Origin of the sequence: Oceanobacillus picturae, assembly GCF_000612865.1 — a bacterium.
GTDB lineage: Bacteria > Bacillota > Bacilli > Bacillales > Amphibacillaceae > Oceanobacillus_B > Oceanobacillus_B jordanicus.
This window is the reverse complement of the sequence record NZ_CCAX010000001.1, coordinates 830847-850327: the sequence shown is the minus strand read 5'-3', so window position 1 is coordinate 850327 and position 19481 is coordinate 830847. Positions and strand designations below refer to the sequence as shown.

At 38.6% G+C, this 19481-nt stretch carries 22 protein-coding genes and 1 riboswitch; of the genes, 12 read left to right on the top strand and 10 right to left on the bottom strand.

Annotation, left to right across the window (positions count from 1 at the left end; translation table 11 throughout):
* Positions 1-116: 116 nt before the first annotated feature.
* The 3 genes from BN988_RS04310 (at position 117) to thiT (ending at position 3186) form a co-directional block, all read left to right on the top strand.
* Positions 117-368, top strand: coding sequence for a phage holin (locus BN988_RS04310; protein WP_036573470.1), 252 nt, complete (start codon positions 117-119; stop codon positions 366-368).
* Positions 369-567: 199 nt separating this feature from the next.
* Positions 568-2358, top strand: coding sequence for a M3 family oligoendopeptidase (locus BN988_RS04305; RefSeq protein ID WP_036573468.1), 1791 nt, complete (start codon positions 568-570; stop codon positions 2356-2358).
* 56 nt (positions 2359-2414) lie between these two features.
* A riboswitch (TPP riboswitch) is annotated at positions 2415-2515 on the top strand.
* Between the two features lie 98 nt (positions 2516-2613).
* Positions 2614-3186: an energy-coupled thiamine transporter ThiT gene (thiT, locus tag BN988_RS04300; RefSeq protein ID WP_036573466.1), complete on the top strand. Its 573-nt coding sequence runs from the start codon at positions 2614-2616 to the stop codon at positions 3184-3186.
* 142 nt (positions 3187-3328) lie between these two features.
* Here thiT and BN988_RS04295 read toward each other — a convergent pair whose 3' ends face one another.
* Positions 3329-3679 carry a general stress protein gene (locus BN988_RS04295; protein ID WP_036573464.1) on the bottom strand — a complete coding sequence of 117 codons (351 nt, stop codon included), beginning with the start codon at positions 3677-3679 and terminating at the stop codon, positions 3329-3331.
* Between the two features lie 112 nt (positions 3680-3791).
* Here BN988_RS04295 and BN988_RS04290 point away from each other — a divergent pair, with 112 nt between their 5' ends.
* From BN988_RS04290 to BN988_RS04265, 6 genes are all read left to right on the top strand, one after another.
* The gene (locus tag BN988_RS04290) at positions 3792-5213 is read left to right on the top strand and encodes a hypothetical protein (protein ID WP_036573461.1); all 1422 of its coding nucleotides are present in this window, start codon (positions 3792-3794) and stop codon (positions 5211-5213) included.
* A 188-nt stretch (positions 5214-5401) separates the two neighbouring features.
* A complete protein-coding gene (locus BN988_RS04285) occupies positions 5402-6781 on the top strand; it encodes a Glu/Leu/Phe/Val family dehydrogenase (RefSeq protein ID WP_036573458.1) in 1380 nt (459 codons plus the stop codon).
* Between the two features lie 413 nt (positions 6782-7194).
* The gene (locus BN988_RS04280) at positions 7195-8928 is read left to right on the top strand and encodes a carbon starvation CstA family protein (RefSeq protein WP_036573457.1); all 1734 of its coding nucleotides are present in this window, start codon (positions 7195-7197) and stop codon (positions 8926-8928) included.
* Between the two features lie 101 nt (positions 8929-9029).
* Positions 9030-9287, top strand: a complete 258-nt coding sequence (locus tag BN988_RS04275; RefSeq protein WP_036573454.1) for a cory-CC-star protein — start codon at positions 9030-9032, stop codon at positions 9285-9287.
* Between the two features lie 20 nt (positions 9288-9307).
* On the top strand, positions 9308-10246 hold the full coding sequence (locus tag BN988_RS04270) for an ArsA family ATPase (RefSeq protein ID WP_036573452.1): 939 nt from the start codon (positions 9308-9310) through the stop codon (positions 10244-10246).
* Positions 10243-11220 carry a zinc-binding dehydrogenase gene (locus BN988_RS04265; RefSeq protein ID WP_036573450.1) on the top strand — a complete coding sequence of 326 codons (978 nt, stop codon included), beginning with the start codon at positions 10243-10245 and terminating at the stop codon, positions 11218-11220. The genes BN988_RS04270 and BN988_RS04265 overlap by 4 nt, the downstream gene beginning before the upstream one ends.
* Before the next feature lie 109 nt (positions 11221-11329).
* Here BN988_RS04265 and BN988_RS04260 read toward each other — a convergent pair whose 3' ends face one another.
* From BN988_RS04260 to BN988_RS04225, 8 genes are all read right to left on the bottom strand, one after another.
* Positions 11330-12556 carry a dicarboxylate/amino acid:cation symporter gene (locus BN988_RS04260; protein ID WP_036573448.1) on the bottom strand — a complete coding sequence of 409 codons (1227 nt, stop codon included), beginning with the start codon at positions 12554-12556 and terminating at the stop codon, positions 11330-11332.
* 76 nt (positions 12557-12632) lie between these two features.
* Positions 12633-13490: a DUF421 domain-containing protein gene (locus BN988_RS04255; RefSeq protein ID WP_036573446.1), complete on the bottom strand. Its 858-nt coding sequence runs from the start codon at positions 13488-13490 to the stop codon at positions 12633-12635.
* Positions 13491-13515: 25 nt separating this feature from the next.
* On the bottom strand, positions 13516-13716 hold the full coding sequence (locus tag BN988_RS04250) for a DUF1657 domain-containing protein (RefSeq protein WP_036573443.1): 201 nt from the start codon (positions 13714-13716) through the stop codon (positions 13516-13518).
* Between the two features lie 11 nt (positions 13717-13727).
* On the bottom strand, positions 13728-14078 hold the full coding sequence (gene spoVAE / locus BN988_RS04245; protein ID WP_036573440.1) for a stage V sporulation protein AE: 351 nt from the start codon (positions 14076-14078) through the stop codon (positions 13728-13730).
* Positions 14075-15091 (bottom strand): stage V sporulation protein AD, encoded by a 1017-nt coding sequence (gene spoVAD, locus BN988_RS04240; protein ID WP_036573437.1) that lies wholly within the window; start codon positions 15089-15091, stop codon positions 14075-14077. Before spoVAD ends, spoVAE begins: the two co-directional genes overlap by 4 nt.
* On the bottom strand, positions 15091-15570 hold the full coding sequence (spoVAC, locus tag BN988_RS04235; RefSeq protein WP_036573433.1) for a stage V sporulation protein AC: 480 nt from the start codon (positions 15568-15570) through the stop codon (positions 15091-15093). Before spoVAC ends, spoVAD begins: the two co-directional genes overlap by 1 nt.
* An 18-nt stretch (positions 15571-15588) precedes the next feature.
* A complete protein-coding gene (locus BN988_RS04230) occupies positions 15589-16050 on the bottom strand; it encodes a YhcN/YlaJ family sporulation lipoprotein (protein WP_036573432.1) in 462 nt (153 codons plus the stop codon).
* A gap of 72 nt (positions 16051-16122) precedes the next feature.
* Positions 16123-16329, bottom strand: a complete 207-nt coding sequence (locus tag BN988_RS04225) for a DUF1657 domain-containing protein (RefSeq protein ID WP_036573431.1) — start codon at positions 16327-16329, stop codon at positions 16123-16125.
* Positions 16330-16545: 216 nt separating this feature from the next.
* Between BN988_RS04225 and BN988_RS04220 the strand changes: the two genes are divergently transcribed.
* Positions 16546-16998: a hypothetical protein gene (locus BN988_RS04220; protein WP_036573428.1), complete on the top strand. Its 453-nt coding sequence runs from the start codon at positions 16546-16548 to the stop codon at positions 16996-16998.
* A gap of 61 nt (positions 16999-17059) precedes the next feature.
* Here BN988_RS04220 and BN988_RS04215 read toward each other — a convergent pair whose 3' ends face one another.
* Entirely contained in the window at positions 17060-17380 is a 321-nt protein-coding gene (locus tag BN988_RS04215) for a hypothetical protein (RefSeq protein WP_051557641.1), read from the bottom strand.
* Positions 17381-17546: 166 nt separating this feature from the next.
* On the opposite strand from BN988_RS04215, the gene BN988_RS04210 reads away from it, so the two are divergent.
* Both BN988_RS04210 and BN988_RS04205 read left to right on the top strand, forming a co-directional pair.
* Positions 17547-17960: a YwpF family protein gene (locus BN988_RS04210; protein WP_036573425.1), complete on the top strand. Its 414-nt coding sequence runs from the start codon at positions 17547-17549 to the stop codon at positions 17958-17960.
* 140 nt (positions 17961-18100) lie between these two features.
* Complete coding sequence (locus tag BN988_RS04205) at positions 18101-19465, top strand: TrkH family potassium uptake protein (RefSeq protein WP_036573423.1); 1365 nt, start codon at positions 18101-18103, stop codon at positions 19463-19465.
* Positions 19466-19481: the final 16 nt, after the last annotated feature.

Sequence of the window (19481 nt, the reverse complement as noted above, 5' to 3'; positions counted from 1 at the left end):
AAACTTGTATTGTCAAGTAATAAAAATTATCCCTATTTTTCTTTTACACAATAGTTTGCCGTTCCAAATGCTAAGCGAAATCGTAGTATGGAGTAAAAGATAGGAGGGGGAAATAAGTGGACCGAGGTACTCTTATTCGATCTTTTGTTTTATTCGTTGCCCTCATTAATCAAACGCTCGTCATATTTGGCAAATCCCCTTTACCACTAGATAGTGAATTAGTAGAGCAGTTTGTTGCAATAACGTTTACAGTGGTATCTTCACTCATTGCGTGGTTTAAAAATAATTACATTACAGAAAAGGGTAAGCAACAAAGGAAAACGCTTGAGAATAATGGGTTAACGAAGCAAACAAAGAAAACAAAATAATCATCGCTCCTTGAGCACCTGCTTGGGGAGCCTTTGCTATCTTTCAAGATGATGATCATTTAAAGTTTCCTGAAACAAAGTTTACTAAATTTCTTGAAAAAAGAAAATTCCCCGAGGTGAAAATTATTTCATTTTTCGTTATAATGAAAAGATAGGGTAAAATGTAAAAAATATAAATAATGGAATGAGGAGAGATTTTATGCAACAAACGTATAACCCAACATGGGATTTAGATGTGATTTTTCCAGGGGGAAGCGATTCAGAAGCATTTCGTACATATCTTAAAGAGATCGAAAAGGATAAAGAAACATTCTCTGCTGAGGTAGAGGCATTCTCTCCAGAAGATGGTAATGTGGAAGCAGAACAGTTAATTGGTGTAGTCAACGAGCTTGAGAGTGTAATGAAAAAGTTAAGAGAAGCTTCCGCGTTTATCAGCTGTCTAAGCGCCCAAGATGTAACAGATGAGAAAGCAAGTCTTCTAGTTGGTAAACGTAGTGAACTGCGGGCAGAATTGGATGCTATCATGTCGAAGTTTGTACAAAAGCTAGTTGCCATAGAAGATACCACATGGGTTACATTACTTCAGCATGATGGTTTAACGGAGCTTTCCTTTGTCCTTAACGAATACAGAGAACAGGCAAAGGAGCTTCTAAATGTTGAACAGGAAGTGCTCATCAATGATCTTGGAGTTGATGGCTATCACGGCTGGAGTCAAATGTATGATACAATCGTTGGAAAAATGACAGTGGAAGTAGAAGAAGATAATAAAGTGAAGTCTCTATCTGTCGGGCAGGCATCTAATAAATTAGGTCATCCGGATCGTAAAGTAAGAAAGGCCGTTTTTGATAAGCTGGGAGAGGCATGGAAGGAACAATCCGCCCTATTTGGTCAGACATTAAACCATTTAGCTGGATTCCGCCTGCAAACTTATAAGCATCGTAATTGGAAGAGTGTTCTTAAGGAGCCGCTTGCGATTAACCGAATGAAGCAGGAAACACTTGACGCAATGTGGACAGCTATTTCGAATAACAAAAAGCACTTTGTTAAATATTTAGAGAAAAAAGCAGATCTTCTTGGGCTAGATAAAATGAGCATGTATGATATTGGGGCACCTTTAACCAATACTGTGAATAAGTCGAGTTATACTGAAGCCAGTAAGTTTATTGTAGACCATTTCGGTAAATTCAGTCCCAAAATGGCCGACTTTGCTCAGATGGCCTTTGACAAACGCTGGATTGAGGCAGAGGATCGTGCTGGAAAGCGCCCAGGTGGGTTCTGTACAAGCTTCCCTGATAGTGAGCAAACAAGAATCTTTATGACCTTTTCTGGGACGTCTTCAAATATTGCTACTTTAGCTCATGAACTAGGCCATGCTTATCACCAGCATGTTATGAATGATGTGAATGGGCTAAATCAACGTTATGCTATGAATGTTGCGGAGACAGCTTCCACGTTCGCAGAAATGATTGTAGCAGATGCTTCGGTTAAAAATGCGCAAAATAAAGAGGAGAAAATCGGACTGCTTGAAGATAAAATTCAACGTAGTGTAGCATTCTTTATGAATATACATGCGCGTTTTATCTTTGAGAACCGTTTTTATGAAGAAAGAAAAGAAGGACTTGTGTCGGTTAACCGCTTGAATGAGATCATGGTAGAGGCGCAGAAGGAAGCTTATCAGGATGCACTGGACGAATATGATCCTAATTTCTGGTCTTCCAAACTACATTTCCATATTACTGGTGTTCCATTCTATAACTTCCCGTACACCTTTGGGTATTTATTCAGCCTTGGAATCTATGCGGCCGCCAAAGAACAAGGCGAAAACTTTGAGGATGCATACATTGCGTTGCTACGTGATACTGGTAGAATGAATGTAGAAGATCTTGCCATGAAGCATATGAATGTCGACTTAACGAAACCTGATTTCTGGGAAGCAGCTATTCAATTATGTGTAAAGGATGTTGAGGAATTTATCGAGCTTACACAATAGTTGTAAGCTTACAGAATGTGGGTTACAATGAAATTAATAAGAAAAGCATAGTTTGAAAAGCCTACAGGGGGAGCCAATGGCTGAGAGTGAACAGTGATGTTCTTACCCTTTGAACCTGTTAGTTAGTACTAACGTAGGGATGGTGGCTTTTTTGATGGAATAAAAGCAATGTGAGCGGATTCCCATCAGGAAGTCTTCCCCTTGGCATTGCTTTTTTTGTTTGTTTAAAATTCGCTTTAAAAAGGGGAGAGAGAAATGAATAGAAAGCGCACATTATTTTTAGTTGAGGTAGCCATATTTGCTGCCTTTGCACTTTTGTTGGATATTATTCCATTTTTATCATTTAAGATATGGGCCCAGGGAGGATCAATATCCTTTGCTATGATTCCTATTTTTATTGTGGCTTTTCGTTGGGGAGTTAAGGGAGGGTTATTGGCAGGTTTTCTTTGGGGGATGTTACAAATTGCCGTAGGAACTGCTTATGTATTATACCCACTTCAAGGATTTTTTGATTATGCTGTAGCATTTACTGTATTAGGTTTTGCAGGTATGTTTTCTAAAAAAATTCAACAGGCTCTTCAAAAAGGTCAAACCAAGAAGTATTTGGGATATATAGTGGCAGGAGTGTTTTTAGGATCAATCCTACGCTTTGGTGCACATTATATTGCAGGAGTTACATTTTTTGAGTCAGCAATAGAAGGGCAACCTGTATGGTTGTATTCCCTATTATATAATGGCTCTTATATGCTGCCTGCTTTCCTGCTTAGTGCTGTACTTGTCTTTTTCTTATTTCACAAACAGCCAAGGACATTAATGAATACAAATTAAAAAGTTTTTCCGCTCACATGTGGGTGTCTCTCTTATTAAGGGAGACTACCTTCTTTACTACATATAAAACGAGCATGCCAACTAGATTATTGGTTGGCATGCTCGTTTTTTTAGCCTTAAGACAAATGACTTTGTAATAAGACTACATTAAGTAGCTAGCTGCATTTTCGTTGTTTGTTACAATTAGTAATACTTTTCCTTCGTCCATATCCTCTTCATAATTTTCCGCTTCTGCTTGAGAGAAACCTACTTCCTGAAGTTTCGAGCGCAACTCGTCACCTTTACTATTAAATAAGTTTCCGACTGCGTTCCCAAAATCCATTTCCTTTATGCCGATTGTGTTGGCATCAACACTTCCAGCAATTCGTTTCGTACGGTCATCATCGTGGGACAATACATAAACATCATCTTTGTTAATCCCTTTGTCTTTTAAAATACTCACATCTGTTTTTAATACTTCGTCATTTGTATATTCTTTGATAAATGGTTTCATCTTTTTCTACCTCCTAATAATGTTCTATGGTTTTTATATTCCCGGTAACCAAAGAACTAAACATTTCCTTAATGCATAGGCTATACAACCATTATTGAGAGGAAGATGTATGATGGAACTCACCATTTCTCATTGGATATATGGACTGTTTACTTTGTTGATTATAGGAACAATGATTTTTCGAAAAGGGGTTGTGTTACCAACATTACTCGGTACGTTCATTGTAGCGTGGGTTTACAATGGAAACCTTGTAGCAGGCTTTAAAGCCATTTTTAATGCGAACCTAATTGCTGCACAGGAACTGTTTAGTATTTTCCTAATCATCACATTCATGCTTGCGCTTTTACATTCATTACGTGATTTAGGTGCAGATAAACGAATGATCCAACCCATCCAAAAAATGATGATTAATGGGCATATTTCCTTCTTTGTCCTAGCGGTCATTACGTATATCATTTCATTATTTTTCTGGCCAACTCCTGCTGTTCCATTAATTTGTGCGTTGCTAGTCCCAGCGGCTATTAGAGCAGGTTTGCCGGTTATGATGGCAGCAGTTGCCATTGCGCTTGCTGGTCAAGGAATGGCATTATCATCGGATTATATTGTACAGGTAGCACCAAGCTTATCAGCTACTGCGGCCGGGATTGAGACAGCTATAGTGGCTGATCGTGCCCTTGTATTGTCTGTGATTGCTGGTGTCATCGCCATAGCGTTAGCTTACTTGCTATACCGGAAAACAATACGCCATAAAAATGATCCATTAATTGAATTAGAATTGGAGCAAATGCAATCCGTAAAAGAGACAACGAATAAGGCACATACCAAAAATTTAACCGCGTGGAGTAAAATATTTGCAGTGGTTGTACCACTAACACTGTTAGGTGTTGTTATTTATATGGTATATGAAAAGCTGTTATCTGGAAGAATGAGTGGACTTGAAGGGGGAGATGGAGCTGCCTTTGTCGGTGGAGTAGCAGTCATTCTTTTACTACTCTCAACTGTAGCCTTTGGTAAACAGCATTCTCTTGATTATATAACAACACATATAACGGATGGTTTTGTGTTTGCCTTTAAGGCAATGGGCCCAGTTATACCAATTGCTGGTTTCTTTTTTCTAGGAAGCTCGGACTTCTCAGGAAGCATTTTGGGAATGGAGGAAAGTCAACCAGCGTTTCTGTTTGACCTTGTCCAAACTAGCCAGACTTTTTTACCTGAAAATGCCCTTCTTGCTGCGCTAAGTATCTTAATCATTGGGATTATTACAGGTTTGGATGGTTCGGGGTTCTCTGGTCTCCCTCTTACAGGTGCCTTAGCTGCATCGTTGGAAAACGGTTCAATTGATGCTGCTACATTAGCAGCTATTGGGCAAATGGGGTCTATTTGGACGGGGGGAGGAACAATTGTAGCCTGGTCTTCGCTTATTGCAATCGCAGGTTTTTGTGGTATTTCCGTAATGGAACTCGTTCGCAAAAATTTTATTCCAGTCATAATTGGTCTTTTAGCAGCAACACTTTTCGCTATTTTTCTTTGGTGATAAACCGTTTTCATGGTCCTTTGAGGCTGGATTTGTTAGAATCGTAAAAAAGTGGGGCTTGATCAGCCGTAAATTACTTAGGGAAAGGGGCATAAACCAAAAGGCAGCACAGCCATCGGTTTCTGGCATGCCCCTAGGGGTGGCTGATCTATACCTCATTTGGCAAATCTTAGTCAGGAGGAACTAAAATGGTAAGCAATACTTCTACTATTATCGAACAATCTCTAGATGCATTGCTTGATGATCAATCATTTTTACCAGAACTTTCTGGAGAAACAAGAAAAAAAGCTTTTACTTCTCTCACCTCTATCTTGTCCACCCCTAATCATATTCATAAATCATTCCTTAGAATCGCGTTAGAGGATGGCAAAGTGACTCGGATACCGGCATTTCGTGTCCAACATAATAATATTATAGGGCCTTATAAAGGAGGTATTCGTTTTCATGAATCTGTTGAGGAAGAAGAAGTAAGTAACCTTGCTGCCTTAATGACGTTAAAAAACGCCTTGCATGAAGTTCCCTTTGGAGGAGGGAAGGGCGGAGTGGTAATTGATCCGAGAAAATTTAAGGTGAAAGAACTAAACCAAATCTGTAGAAAATATGTCCAATATTTCAGTCAGATCATTGGTCCGGAAAAAGATATTCCGGCGCCTGACGTCGGATCAGGAGAACGGGAAATGGACTGGATGATGGGAGAATACAAGAGCATCCATCCAGGTATGAAGTATAGAGGTAGTTTTACTGGTAAAAGTGTTGTAAACGGTGGCTCTTTGGGGAGAAGACAGGCGACGGGAAAGGGAGTCTATTTCTCCCTTCGCTATATGCTACATGATTTTACAAAAGATAAGTATAAATGGTTAAACGAACGGGACAATATTTTTGCTAAAACTGTCCTTGATCATAAAGACAAGTCCCTTAAAATTGCGATACAAGGTTTCGGGAATGTTGGATCTGTTGTAGCAGCTGAAGCAAATAAGTGTAACTTTTTAAACAATAAAGTAGTAGCTGTGAGTGATAGAAACGTGACATTGCGTAATTCTGATGGGCTAGACATCCCAGAATTAATAAAGTATACAAAATCGAGGAATGGTGATCTTCCAATAGATGAAGAAAGCCTGGAAGAGGCCAATGTAAAAGCCACTATTTGCGATAGGGACGAATTGCTTACAATGGATACAGACATATTAGTATTGGCTGCACTTGGTGGGCAAATTCACCAGGAAAATATGAAGCAAATTAAAGCAAAGATTATTGTTGAGGGAGCGAACGCACCAATTACAGGGGAAGCAGACAGCTATCTCAGTGAAAAAGGGATAGTTGTTATTCCGGATATTTTGGCAAATGCTGGTGGTGTTATCGTCTCCTATTTTGAGTGGCTTCAAGGGAGAGAAACACAATTTTATAGTGAAGAGCAAGTTTATGAGAAATTATATGATAAAATGCAACACACCTTTGAAACAGTCTATCCGCAGTATTTTGGAGACGCGTTTCCACTAAGGCAAAATTGTTACATCCACTCTGTAATGAAACTCTCCACAATCTTATTTAAACAAGGAAAGCTTTACTAAAGTTATTACGCTTTGCCCTATGTTCTCATTAGCAAGGAAGGCTATGTCAAAAGAAGTATTTTTGTTTCAATTACCTAAAAGGATTTAATTGCCGGCCAAAACTTGAATTTATCTTAGATAATTCACGTTTTGGACGGCTTTTTCCTTGTTTAGATTCTCCTTCTTCATTCCTTCTGAAATTACATATAAAATAACTTTGTTGTCTACTTTTAAACCTATGACACTCTATTGTATTCACAATAATGATGGATAAATTTTCCACGCTTTGAAACCTACCATTTGAGCACTAAAATATTCTAAAAAAGCATAGAAAACCATACTAAATTAAAGCGCTTTCACATATGGTTTAAAGAAACACGTCCATGTATTCTTTTCGAAGGTGTGTTAACTACTTAGTATAGGAGGAATAAGGTATGTCAGGTATTTTAGTTGCACTTATTGGTATGGTCATTTTTGCTCTTGGCTACAAATATTATTCCAAGTTTGTAGCAGAAAAGATCTTCAGGCTTGATCCGAATTATGTAACACCTGCACACCGTTATAAGGACGGAGTAGATTTTGTTCCTACAAATAAGTTCGTCTTGTGGGGGCATCATTTTACCTCTGTTGCGGGAGCTGCACCCATATTAGGACCAGCAATCGCCGTGTATTGGGGTTGGCTTCCGGCGTTTTTATGGGTGATACTTGGGACCGTTTTTGCTGCAGGTGTCCATGACTTCGGTACATTGGTTCTCTCTGTTCGGAATAAGGGCCAGTCTGTTGGAACATTAGCACACAGACTAGTTGGACAGCGTGCCAAGATATTATTTTTGTTTATCATATTAATTCTAGTATTGATGGTAAACGCAGTTTTTGCCTGGGTGATTTCGAATCTATTTATCTCCTATCCGGCTAGTGTACTACCAGTGTTCATTCAAATTCCATTGGCTATTTGGATTGGATATGCAGTATACAAACGGAATAAACGAATGCTGATTCCATCTCTTTTTGCGCTTGGTGTTATGTATGCCACGGCTATCTTAGCTAGCAAAGTAGGTTTCTTACAAATTGACATAGTTAAATACTTTGGCGGAGAGGGGGCAAGTGGACTGTTTGGACTTGGTGCCACTTCTTCAGCTTTCCTCATCTGGATCATCATCTTAATGGTCTATGTATACATTGCCTCAACACTTCCAGTTTGGAAACTATTGCAACCAAGAGACTTTATTAATTCGCACCAGCTTGTTGTAGGTCTTGGAATCTTGTACCTTGGATTAATATTTTTGAATCCAGAAATGACGGCTCCTGTCACAAACGCAAATCCTGATAAATCATTGCTTCCATTATTGTTTATTACAATAGCCTGTGGTGCGATCTCTGGTTTTCATGGACTAGTTTCATCTGGAACTTCTTCTAAACAATTAGATAAAGAAACAGATGCACGCTTTGTTGGTTATTTTGGTGCAGTTGGTGAAGGAATCCTTGCACTTATTTCGATTATTGCGGTGGCTACATTCTTTGCGAATAAAGATGACTTCTTTGCTACTTATGCAAGTTTTACAGATGCAAATGGTGCTGGATTGGGAGTGTTTATTGAAGGCGCCGCAAACCTGGCCTCTGGAGTCGGGTTACCGGCAGATATTGCTACAACCATTGTATCGATCATTGTAGTAAGCTTTGCTGCAACCACGCTCGATACTTCTGTACGATTAATGCGCTACATTATTTCTGAGCTCGGTGTAGAATACAAAGTTCCAGCGTTAACCAAAAAACATGTTGCGACAACGGTAGCTGTTGTGTCTAGTGCTGCCCTAGTACTCTTGCCAGAAGGACCGAAAGGGTTCGGTTCTGGTGGTTATCAGCTTTGGCCTCTATTCGGTACGGCTAACCAGTTACTAGCAGGCATCAGCTTAATGTTAATTGCCGTATGGCTCAGGAGGCAAGGGAGAAACTATGCAGTGGTGTTAATACCTATGATTTTCCTTATGTTTATGACACTATACGCAATGTTTCAACAGGTGGTGTTTGAATGGTCATGGGCAGGGAATGACGCAAACACATTATTGTTCGTACTCGGCGCTATTATTTTTGTATTTGCTGTTTGGATTATCTTAACCGCCTTTAATGTGTTAACAAAACCGATTATCAATTCAACAGAAGAGGAATAATTAGCAACTGAGTGTGATGACAAAAAGGAGCAAACTAGCTCCTTTTTGTATTTCACCATAGCAATTAAGCATAGAATTTCATACTAAAGGGAGGGGATAGAGTGCTTGACAAGCTAAAGAAGGCAATTGAATTTTATGAGGAAGTGCTTAGTACGCCGCATCGACAGGAAATTGCCAGAGAATTAAGAAAGGAAGAAGATCTTTTTCTGCTATTACTATACTCTGAAATGGTTGGCATCCCTAACCCAGTGTTTTACTATACGCTAGAACTTTATCCACACATAATAGAGAAGTTTCATGATTGGCACTTGCGCATGGGCATGGAAAACTCCCCCTTATCAGGGATTCGTTGTTGTTAAAATAGAATAGGAGGTGCTATATGAACACAGAAAAGGAGATCATCTTTATTGGTGGAAAAGGAGGAGTGGGGAAGTCCACAACAGCAGCTGCCTTAGCTTGGAGTTTTGCTGAAAAAGGGATCCGGACATTACTCGTATCAACAGACCCGGCCCATAATACAGGTGATATATTTGATCAGAAAATAGGTGGAGCCATGAAACGCCTTTCCAAATTTTTAACAGCAATCGAAATTGACCCTGATCATGAGGCATCCTCTTACATTCAACGTGTGAAATTAACGATTAAGGGTATCGTACATGTAGGGATGGTAGAAGAGGTGAATCGTCAGCTTGATACCGCTAAAGCTTCACCAGGAGCGGAGGAAGCAGCCTTATTTGAAAAATTAATTTCAATTATTTTGGAAGAGAGGGCGAATTTTGATAAAATAGTTTTTGATACTGCTCCAACAGGGCATACCATCCGCTTGCTTTCTCTTCCTGAGTTGATGGGTGTATGGATTGATGGTCTGCTACAAAAGAGACAAAAAACGAATGAAAACTATTCCAGATTATTGCATGACGGTGAACCGGTAGATGATCCTATATACGAAGTACTAAAAGCAAGACAGGAGCGGTTCTATCAGGCAAGAGAAATATTGCTTAACCCTAGAAAGACGGAATTCATTTTTGTATTAAATCCAGAAAAACTTCCTATACTTGAAACGAAAAAGGCGATTGAGTTACTAGAAAAGTATCAACTCTCTGTGAATACTTTAGTGGTAAATAAACTATTACCTAATGATGTGGAAGGGACATTTTATGAAAAACGCAGGAAACATGAGAAACAATATATTTCAAAAATAAAGCAAGAATTTCAGAGCCAGCACCTTATGTTTGTCCCATTGTTTACAGAGGATATTATTACGAAGGCACAATTATCGAAATTTAGTACATACGTGGAAAGGGGAAAAAGCAATTGAAAGCATTTGTACATGAATATGGCGAGTTAAAAGTAAAGGATATGGAAACACCAACCGCAGGGGAAGGTCAGGTTGTGGTGGCCCTAAAAGTGGCTGGTTTAAACAGACGTGATCTTTACATTCCAAATCGGCGCGGAGAAGATAAAGAAGCATTGATTCTTGGCTCAGATGGAGCGGGTATAATCGAATCAATTGGCAAAGGCGTTCAAAATGTTAAAGAAGGTGATGAAGTTATCATCAATCCTGGTTTGCGTTGGTATGACAATAGTGATGCTCCACCAGCAGAATTTGATATCTTAGGTATGCCTGACCATGGAACCTTCGGCGAAAAAATTGTTATATCCAGTGAACAAGTGGAACAAAAACCATCCCATTTATCTTGGGAGGAAGCAGGAGTTCTCGCTTTATCAGCCCTTACAGGATATAGAGCATTGTTTACAAAAGGTCAGATTAAAGAAGGGGAAACTGTATTTATTCCAGGTGCTGGAAGCGGTGTGTCTACTTATCTTATTTCATTCGCTAAAAACGTTGGAGCACGGGTAATTGTTACATCAAGAAGTGAAGAAAAGCTTGAAAAAGCAAAAGCATTAGGAGCAGATGTTGTCTTGCTTGATAGCGAAGATTGGGTAAAACAATTAGAGAACGAAACAGTTGATCTCGTGATTGATAGTGTGGGACGGGCTACCTTTAAACGTTCTTTGGATGTATTAAAAAAAGGTGGACGCATGGTTATTTTTGGTGCCACGACAGAGGACACCATCGACTTTGATCTTCGTTCCTTTTTCTATGGGCAATACCAGCTTTTTGGCTCTACAATGGGAAGTAGACAGGAATTGAGAGCGCTCTTGGATCATATGAAAAACTTTGATATGCATCCTATTGTCGATAAGACATTTACAATAGACAATATGCAAGAGGCATTTGATTATCTTGAGGTTAATAAACAATTTGGCAAGATTGCCATAAAACTATAGAAGTAAGTATGATATAAAAAAGGAAAGAGAATCATGAGTAGCTAACTAATGTCTAGTGCTACAATATGATTCTCTTTCTTTTGGTTATAAGATAGGTCTTGTTTTTTGTTTATACCTCAGCTTGTTTTATCCAATCTTTACCTTCTATCTGCCTTGTAACAAGCATACTGGAGACAGTATCACCAGTAACATTTACCATCGTTGCCGGTGGGTCAACTACTACTCCAATTGCCGAAATTATTGGTAATGCTTCCATCGGCAGTCCGTATAAGCTGATGATCATCATTTCACCCATAAATCCGCCTCCTGGAATCCCACTCATCACGATCCCGGAGAGGAGACAAATACCGATCGCCGTTAAAAATGTATCCCAACCACTAAAGTCCATGTTAAAGACGCCAAATACAAAAGCAATCTTTAACATAGCAGAGAGGCAGGAACCATCCATATGAATGGTGGCGCCTAAAGGTAAGATTGTTTCCCTTACATCTTTGGGTACCCCAATTCGTTTCGCTGCCTGTAGGTTTACAGGAAGGGAAGCAATACTGCTGCCTGTTCCTAGAGACGTTGCTGCAGGGGAGAGGATGTTTTTCCAAAAACGGATGACTCCAAGCTTCCCGCCGGCTATAAATGCGTATAGAGTAAAGCCAATCGCAAAGTACAGTACTGCCACTGGATAATAAACGATCACTGCTTTGGCGTAATCCCCAATTAAATCAGCGCCAAACTCTCCAATCAAAGAAGCGAAATATGCACCCAATCCAATTGGTGCATAATACATGACAAGCTGAACAAGCTTCATAAATACTTCAGATCCACTTGTCAAGAATTTGCTAAACCCTTTTGATTTCTCACCAGTTAATGCGGTAGATATACCTACTAAAACAGAGAATATAATAAGTGCAAGCATGTTTTGACGAGAGAATAGGTCTACAAAGTCAGATACCGTAAATGTATTTACTAGTTGTTCAGAGAGCGTCAAATCCTCTGTGTTTTCAGGAGTTTCTAAAGGGATATCAACACCTTGACCTGGCTCAAAAATCACGGTAGCTACAAGCATGAAGACAGCTGCAATAATTCCCGTGACGATAAACACGCCCATCATGGAGCTCATGATTTTACCTAATCGCTTCATACTATCCATGCTCGCAATGGCGGAGGATATAGTAAAGAATACGAGAGGGATTACGATCATAAATAGTAAATTTATGAATAAGTCTCCTAATGGTTTAATAACGGTAGCATCTTCCCCAAAGACCAATCCAATAATGGAGCCAATAATAATTGAAGAAAGGAGAATAAGAGGGAAACGATATGCTTTTAATTTTTCTTTCATTTCTGTTCAGTCCTTTTCGTGTAATTGCAAGAATGCCGTTCTTCATTGTACACGAAAAAGACGAGTTGGTAAAAGGCTATTTGAGGTGGAATTGGACAAGATCAATTGCAGATTGCAGTTTTTTGCTGTTCTTTTCATACATTTGTTTTGCTTTTTCATTTTTCGTTGCTAAGGAAAAAAGCTCCAAATCGGCCTGACACTTTTTCATCGTAGCCAATAATAGTGGTTTCTCAGTGGGCTCAGCGACTGCAATCTTGTCGTCATAAAGATCCACTGTCAATTGGCCATCATTATCTGCTTGAGCGAGAAAGACGTTTTCAATACTTACACTCATTTTATCTAACTCTGTCTCAAGCCAATTCGTGTTTAAGGATAGATTTGCCAATGGTTCTAATAATACTTTACCATCCATAATAACCGCCTGGGGCTCTTTCTGTGGAGCTAGCTTCAAACCAAGGTCTTTCGCAGTCAGAGGCTGATTCTCCTTTTTAGGTAGGACGCTCAACGTACCAGAAGGCTCTAAAACAGCGAATTCAACATCTGAAGCAAGAAATACATTGTTATCACGTAATTTCTCTAGCAGGTCATCTGTAGAATAGCCTTCCTTTTTGAGGTTATCTTCCATTATTTTACCATCCTGAATAAAAACTGTACTTTTACCCTCAGTAAAATTACGGAATGACTTACTTTTTAAGGATATATACTCTACTGCATAAGGGACGAGGAACCATACTGCCATGGCGACTAAACCATTTAAAATGTTACTATCTGGCTCAATTGTATGGATAGCGACAATGCCTCCCAACACAATTCCAGAAATATATTCGAAAATATTTAGCTGTGATAGTTGTTTTTTTCCGAGCCATTTGGTTAGAAAAAACAAAATAGTAATGAGAAGAAGTGACTTTCCGATAACTATGACCCAATCTGGCATCTCGTTTTCTTCCTTCCTCAGTATCTTAGTTGTATTGTGGTTCTTCCTTGCTCAGCATAATAACCTGTTTCTGCAGATCGTTCTTTACATCGGTTATAATGGCTTCTGCATCCTTAAACGCTTGATAGGAATTCTGTTCATATGTTTTCTCGGCAAGCATTTGCAAGGATGCTTCAACACTCTTTATAGAAGAGAAACATGTTTTAACCTGGGATCCTACTGTCATGATTATACCTCCTATCCCTTTGGTTTAAAGATAATGGCCCCAATTACGCCAAATACAATAGCAGCAGAAATACCTGCACTGGTTACCTCGAACATTCCTGTGACAACACCAACTAAACCATGTTTTTCTGCTTCTTGCATGGCACCATGTACAAGTGAATTACCGAAGCTTGTAATTGGAACAGTTGCCCCAGCGCCAGCAAAATCAATTAGTGGCTCGTATAGACCAATTCCGTCTAAAACTGCTCCAGCTATAACGAGAATGGTTAACGTTTGTCCAGGGTTCATTTTAAAAACATCAAATAAAATTTGACCGATTACACATATGGCACCACCGATAACAAATGCCCAGAAGAAAATCATGTTGCATCACTTCCTGACTCAATGGAAACCGCATGTGCAATACATGGAATAGGGTCCTTCTGTTGGATGCTTAGCGGGGAATGTAAGGATCCTGTAGCTACAAGCAGCATTCGTTTAATCTCTCCTCTTTTAAGCTTGTTCAAAAAATGCCCATACGTTACAACAGCCGAACACGCGGGTCCACTAGCTCCAGCCATAACTGGTTGTCCTTCTCTGTAAATGGTTAACCCACAATCCACATACTGGTCGTCTCTAATCGATAAACCTCGTTGCTTAAGCAGGTCTAGCGAAACCTCTCTTCCAATATGGCCTAGGTCGCCTGTAACAATAAGATCATAGTAAGAAGGATCAATATTTCTTTCTTTAAAGTGGGTTTCTATCGTATTTACGGCGGCAGCTGCCATAGCTCCTCCCATGTTAAAGGGATCTGTAATTCCCATATCAACAATTTTTCCAATTGTTGCAGAGGTAACAACAGGGCCGGGACCTTCTTTTGCAAGAAGCGCACACCCGGCTCCTGTTACCGTCCATTGTGAAGTAGGGGGCTTTTGTCCTCCATACTCGGTAGGGTAGCGGAATTGTTTTTCAGCTGTTGCGTTATGACTAGAAGTACCACTAAGTATATACTCAGCACCACCACTATTAATAAGATAGGCTGAAAGGGCAAGGCTTTCTGCAGATGTTGCACAGGCACTGAATATACCAAGGTAGGGAATGCCTATGGTTTTTGCAGTAAAGCTTGTAGGCGTTATTTGATTAATTAAATCTCCACTAATAAAAAACTGTACCTGTTCTTTCTCAATACTGCTTTTTTTCAATGCTACTTGACATGATTCTTCCATAAGCATTTGTTGTGCTTTTTCAAAAGAATCCTGCTTTAGCCACATATCTTCATGAAGGATATCAAAGTCCTCTGGGATATTTCCCTTGGCTTCAAATGGTCCTCCCACAACACCAGTAGAAATGATGGCTGGTTTATTTTTAAAAATCCAAGTTTGGTGACCCTGTAACATTAGATTACCCCCCATTTTATTAAAAGGGTCTTAATCAATGCGATAACGAAAGCAGAAAATACGCCATATACAATGACAGGACCGGCAAGCTTAAGCATGTTACTACCCACACCTAAAATGAATCCTTCTGTTTTGTATTCAATCGCGGACGAGATCACCGCATTACCGAAACCAGTAACAGGAACAGCAGAGCCTGCGCCGGCAAATTGGCCAATTCTATCGTAAATACCAAACCCTGTAAGTAGCATGGTTATAAAAATTAACGTAGCAGTTGTTGGGTTACCAGCAGTTTGCTCGGTGAAATTAAAATAATATATATAAAAGGTTGAAATTAATTGGCCGATAAAGCATATGAAACCGCCAACAAGGAACGCCTTAAGACAATTTAATATTACGGGACGCTTTACTTCACGATCTTGTTGAAATGCCTGGTAGTTTTGGGCTTCAGGTGGTAAATTCTTTTTCTTTTTATCTGCCATTTCGCTTCACTCATTTCGTTAAGTCTGTTCTTTGGAGAGATCAACAATTTTCTTTACACGTTTCTCCATACTTTTCTTTGACATCGAACCTGATTTTAGTTTTTCTTCCAGTTTCTCTAACTCAATCGCAATTTTTTTATCAGTAGTTAGTTCCACCTTTAAATCAGGAAACATTTCTTTCATTTCTTTACTAAGTTGTTTTCGTATTTTAGCAAGTTTAAAACGTTGGTTTTGTTCCACTTGTACGGCTATAATTAATTGCTTCGATGTATTAACAGCTTTAATTGCCGTGATTTCCTCATAATTACTTAAGGCTGCTTTTGCCTGGTTTGCCTGTTGCTGACTTGTATCTTGATCATTTGTCGAAATATGAGTTAAATCAAGTGCCTCATTTTTATTTTTGGATGGTTCTAGTGCTGATTCGTTTCCGCAACTGCTAAGTATACAAAGTAGGCCGATAAGAAGCAGCCATCTCTTCATGGACATTTTCTCACCCGTTTTCTCAAGGAATAATCAAAGGACTGGCTAGCCAATCCTTTGACTTATCTATATTTAGAAACCCTTATACTGGGGCTCTTCTTTCTCCATTTGTTGAACCCTTGGTTCTACTGATTGCAGAATCGTCATTGTTTGCTGTGCTGCGTCTTCGTATAATTTTTTTGCCTGTTTGTTTTCTGTTTGTAGGGCAAACTGCTCGAAGCTTGCCTGAGCACTCTTTAATCCAGCAATGGTCTGTTTTACTTGGCTTCCAACTGTCATGTGTATCCTCCTTCATAAGAATGTCACTACTTATAATGACAAAGAAGAGAAATTTATATACAGTTATTAAATTTCCTTTTATACCCATTTTTTATAAAAATATTGAAAAAGTTGAAACATTTCCACTACCAAATCCGTCTTATAATATAAGCGAAGGGGGAAGAACAAAAACCCCCAATGATTGAAGTGTCACTTTATGAAAGTAGGAGAGATACAATGAAAAGAAGGTATATATTTGTAGGGGTACTATTTATTCTTTGCTTATTCGTATTTATTTACCAGCAATTTGTTGGAGGACATACTATCCTTGCAGAAAACAAATCTTTTTCAAAACAGCAAGGAGATTTCATTTTACATATGAGTGTAATTCAGGTAGAAGAAGGAATAGAGGTTCGTCAGTCCATTCAGTATGTGGGAGAGGACCCTGTTGAAATTAAACATCAGTCACCATTGGTTTCCGTTTCCTTGAAAGATAAGAAACCCACTTTTACAGGGAGTATGGTGACAAAGAAACTGAGTAAAGGGAATATTTACTACCCACAAGACCCAGTAGTAATAACAGAGATTGACAACATAGAGGGTAGTTCCTTATATGTAAACGCCAGGTTATTTACTGATACCGAGGAAAGAATTACGATCGAGCATGTTGAAGAGTTGGAGTTTAATTAAAAAGGAGCCAGGCTTTTAAAGCAAGGGCTCCTTTTCATTTTATCTAATCTTATAATGTCTTTTAAATAAGAACAGTCTTATCTTTTTCCATTATGTTTTCTTTTCTAAGTTCTGCTTTTATTGACTTATTAAGTAATTGGGAAATCGTATGGTACACTTCTTTTGCATCTTGTCCATCAATAATAAGAACCAATGATTGATTTTTTCTGCAAAGAAGGAAAAAGGATAGTAGTTTTGGCAGGTTTTTTGTATCAGCAATAAGGTGATCGCGATAAAGGTACATATTTACATCGTTCTTAACAGCGTAATGATGAATCTTTACAATGTCTTGGGTGTGGATATTTTTGTTTAATTGTATTTTATATGATGACAGTTCTGACATCTTAATCTCTCCTCATAGCTATTATTTATTAAATAGTTACCCGACCTCTTAGCTCCCCAAACATATAAAGAAGTTCATATAAATATATTCATTCGAATGCATTTCTGATACACTTTTAGTGATAATAGAAAAACGCTTTTAATTCATTAACGAATGGAGGAAGGCAATGAAGACCTTTAAATTAAAAAGTTTACAAATACTGGAACTGCACCACGAAGGTATAGAACGGCATTCCTTAGACCTTATGGACGGGTTGATTATAAACAGAGAGGATGATCAGCTTAGATGGACTATAGAAGCCTATGTTAGCCGTGAATACTCCTCTTTTTTGCATAGACTTTATGAAGAAAAGAGTGAGATTATTATTCGTGCTAAAATCACAACGGAAAGCAATGAACCTGCTGTTTTTATTACAACTATAACAGGAGTAAATGATATTGGTGATAATATGAACGTGTTATTTCTCGGGAAACTAGTCGAGCAAAAAACCAGTAAAGTAGAATTATTACTCACTACCTTAATGGATGAAGGGTACCAAGGAAAGGCGCTTTTACCAGCATTTAAACAACGAATTTTATAATGCCCACTAAGGTGTATGGCTAAATTTGTCGAAATCGCAAGCAATTCTTACTACTGCCTGTTATAATGTTAGTGACATTACAGCTTTCAAATGCATAGTAAGGATTATGTATTATCGTTAAGTGTTAGGAGTTAGGAAGTATGAATTATTGGAATCCATTCTTTAAATGGATAAATAAATTATCACCGGTACAGGTGTTACTTGTGTTTTATTTTTTCGCGGTAATTGTGTCAACTATACTCATGTCATTCCCTTTTGTATACCAAGAGAATGTACGAATAGAATTTATTGATATTCTATTTACTGCAGTTAGTGCCTTAAGCGTTACAGGGCTCAGTACTATTACCTTAGCAGACACGCTGAGTACACCAGGAATTCTTGTATTAGCCTTTATTCTACAGCTCGGTGCAGTAGGAGTAATGGCTATTGGTACATTTATCTGGCTATTATTAGGTAAAAAAATAGGTTTTAAAGAGCGACGTCTTATTATGGCGGATCAAAATCAAACTACTTTTGAAGGGATGGTCCGTTTAATTAAGCAAATTGTTTTCGTGCTGCTTACCATTGAACTAATTGGATTTGTGGTGTTAGGTACATATTTCCTGCGTTATTTCCCGAACCCTAGTGAAGCCTACTTACAAGGATTTTTTGGGACAATCAGTGCAATCACCAATGGAGGGTTTGATATAACTGGTCAATCCCTAATCCCGTATCGTAATGACTATTTTGTTCAATTCATTAATATTCTTCTCATTATTTTCGGAGCAATTGGTTTTCCTGTCCTCATCGAGGTAAAAGAATATCTGTTCGAAAAAGAAGAAAACAGAAAAAGGATACGGTTTAGTTTATATACAAAGCTGACTACATTTACCTTCTCAATACTTGTAGTTGTCGGTGCTTTGTTCATCTATATTCTTGATTTTAATCACTTTTTTGCTGATAAATCTTGGCACGAGTCTTTCTTTTACGCATTGTTTCAGTCGGTCACAACGCGAAGTGGGGGACTGTCGACAATGGATGTCACACAATTAACAGAGTCCAATCATCTATTTATGTCCTTGCTCATGTTTATCGGTGCTTCTCCTAGTAGTGCTGGAGGCGGAATCAGGACAACTACCTTTGCCCTTGTGGTCATTTTTATCATTACATATGCCCGTGGTGGAAGCAGTATTCGTATTTTTAAAAGAGAAGTGTATGACGAAGACTTAATTAAAGCAGTTGCTGTAGCGCTAATGGCTATTGTCATTGTGTTCGTTTCCATGATGATTATGTCTATCATTGAACCTTTTTCTCTATCTCAAATATTATACGAAGTGACTTCCGCATTTGGTACGGTTGGGCTATCTTTAGGTATTACCAGTGATTTGCAGCCAATTAGCAAAGTGATCCTTATGTTGTTAATGTTCATAGGACGTGTAGGGATTATTACATTATTATTTACTTTTAAAAATAGAAAAAGAAGCGGTAAGTATCGTTATCCTAAAGAGAAAATTATCATTGGCTAAGATGGAGGGAGCATTA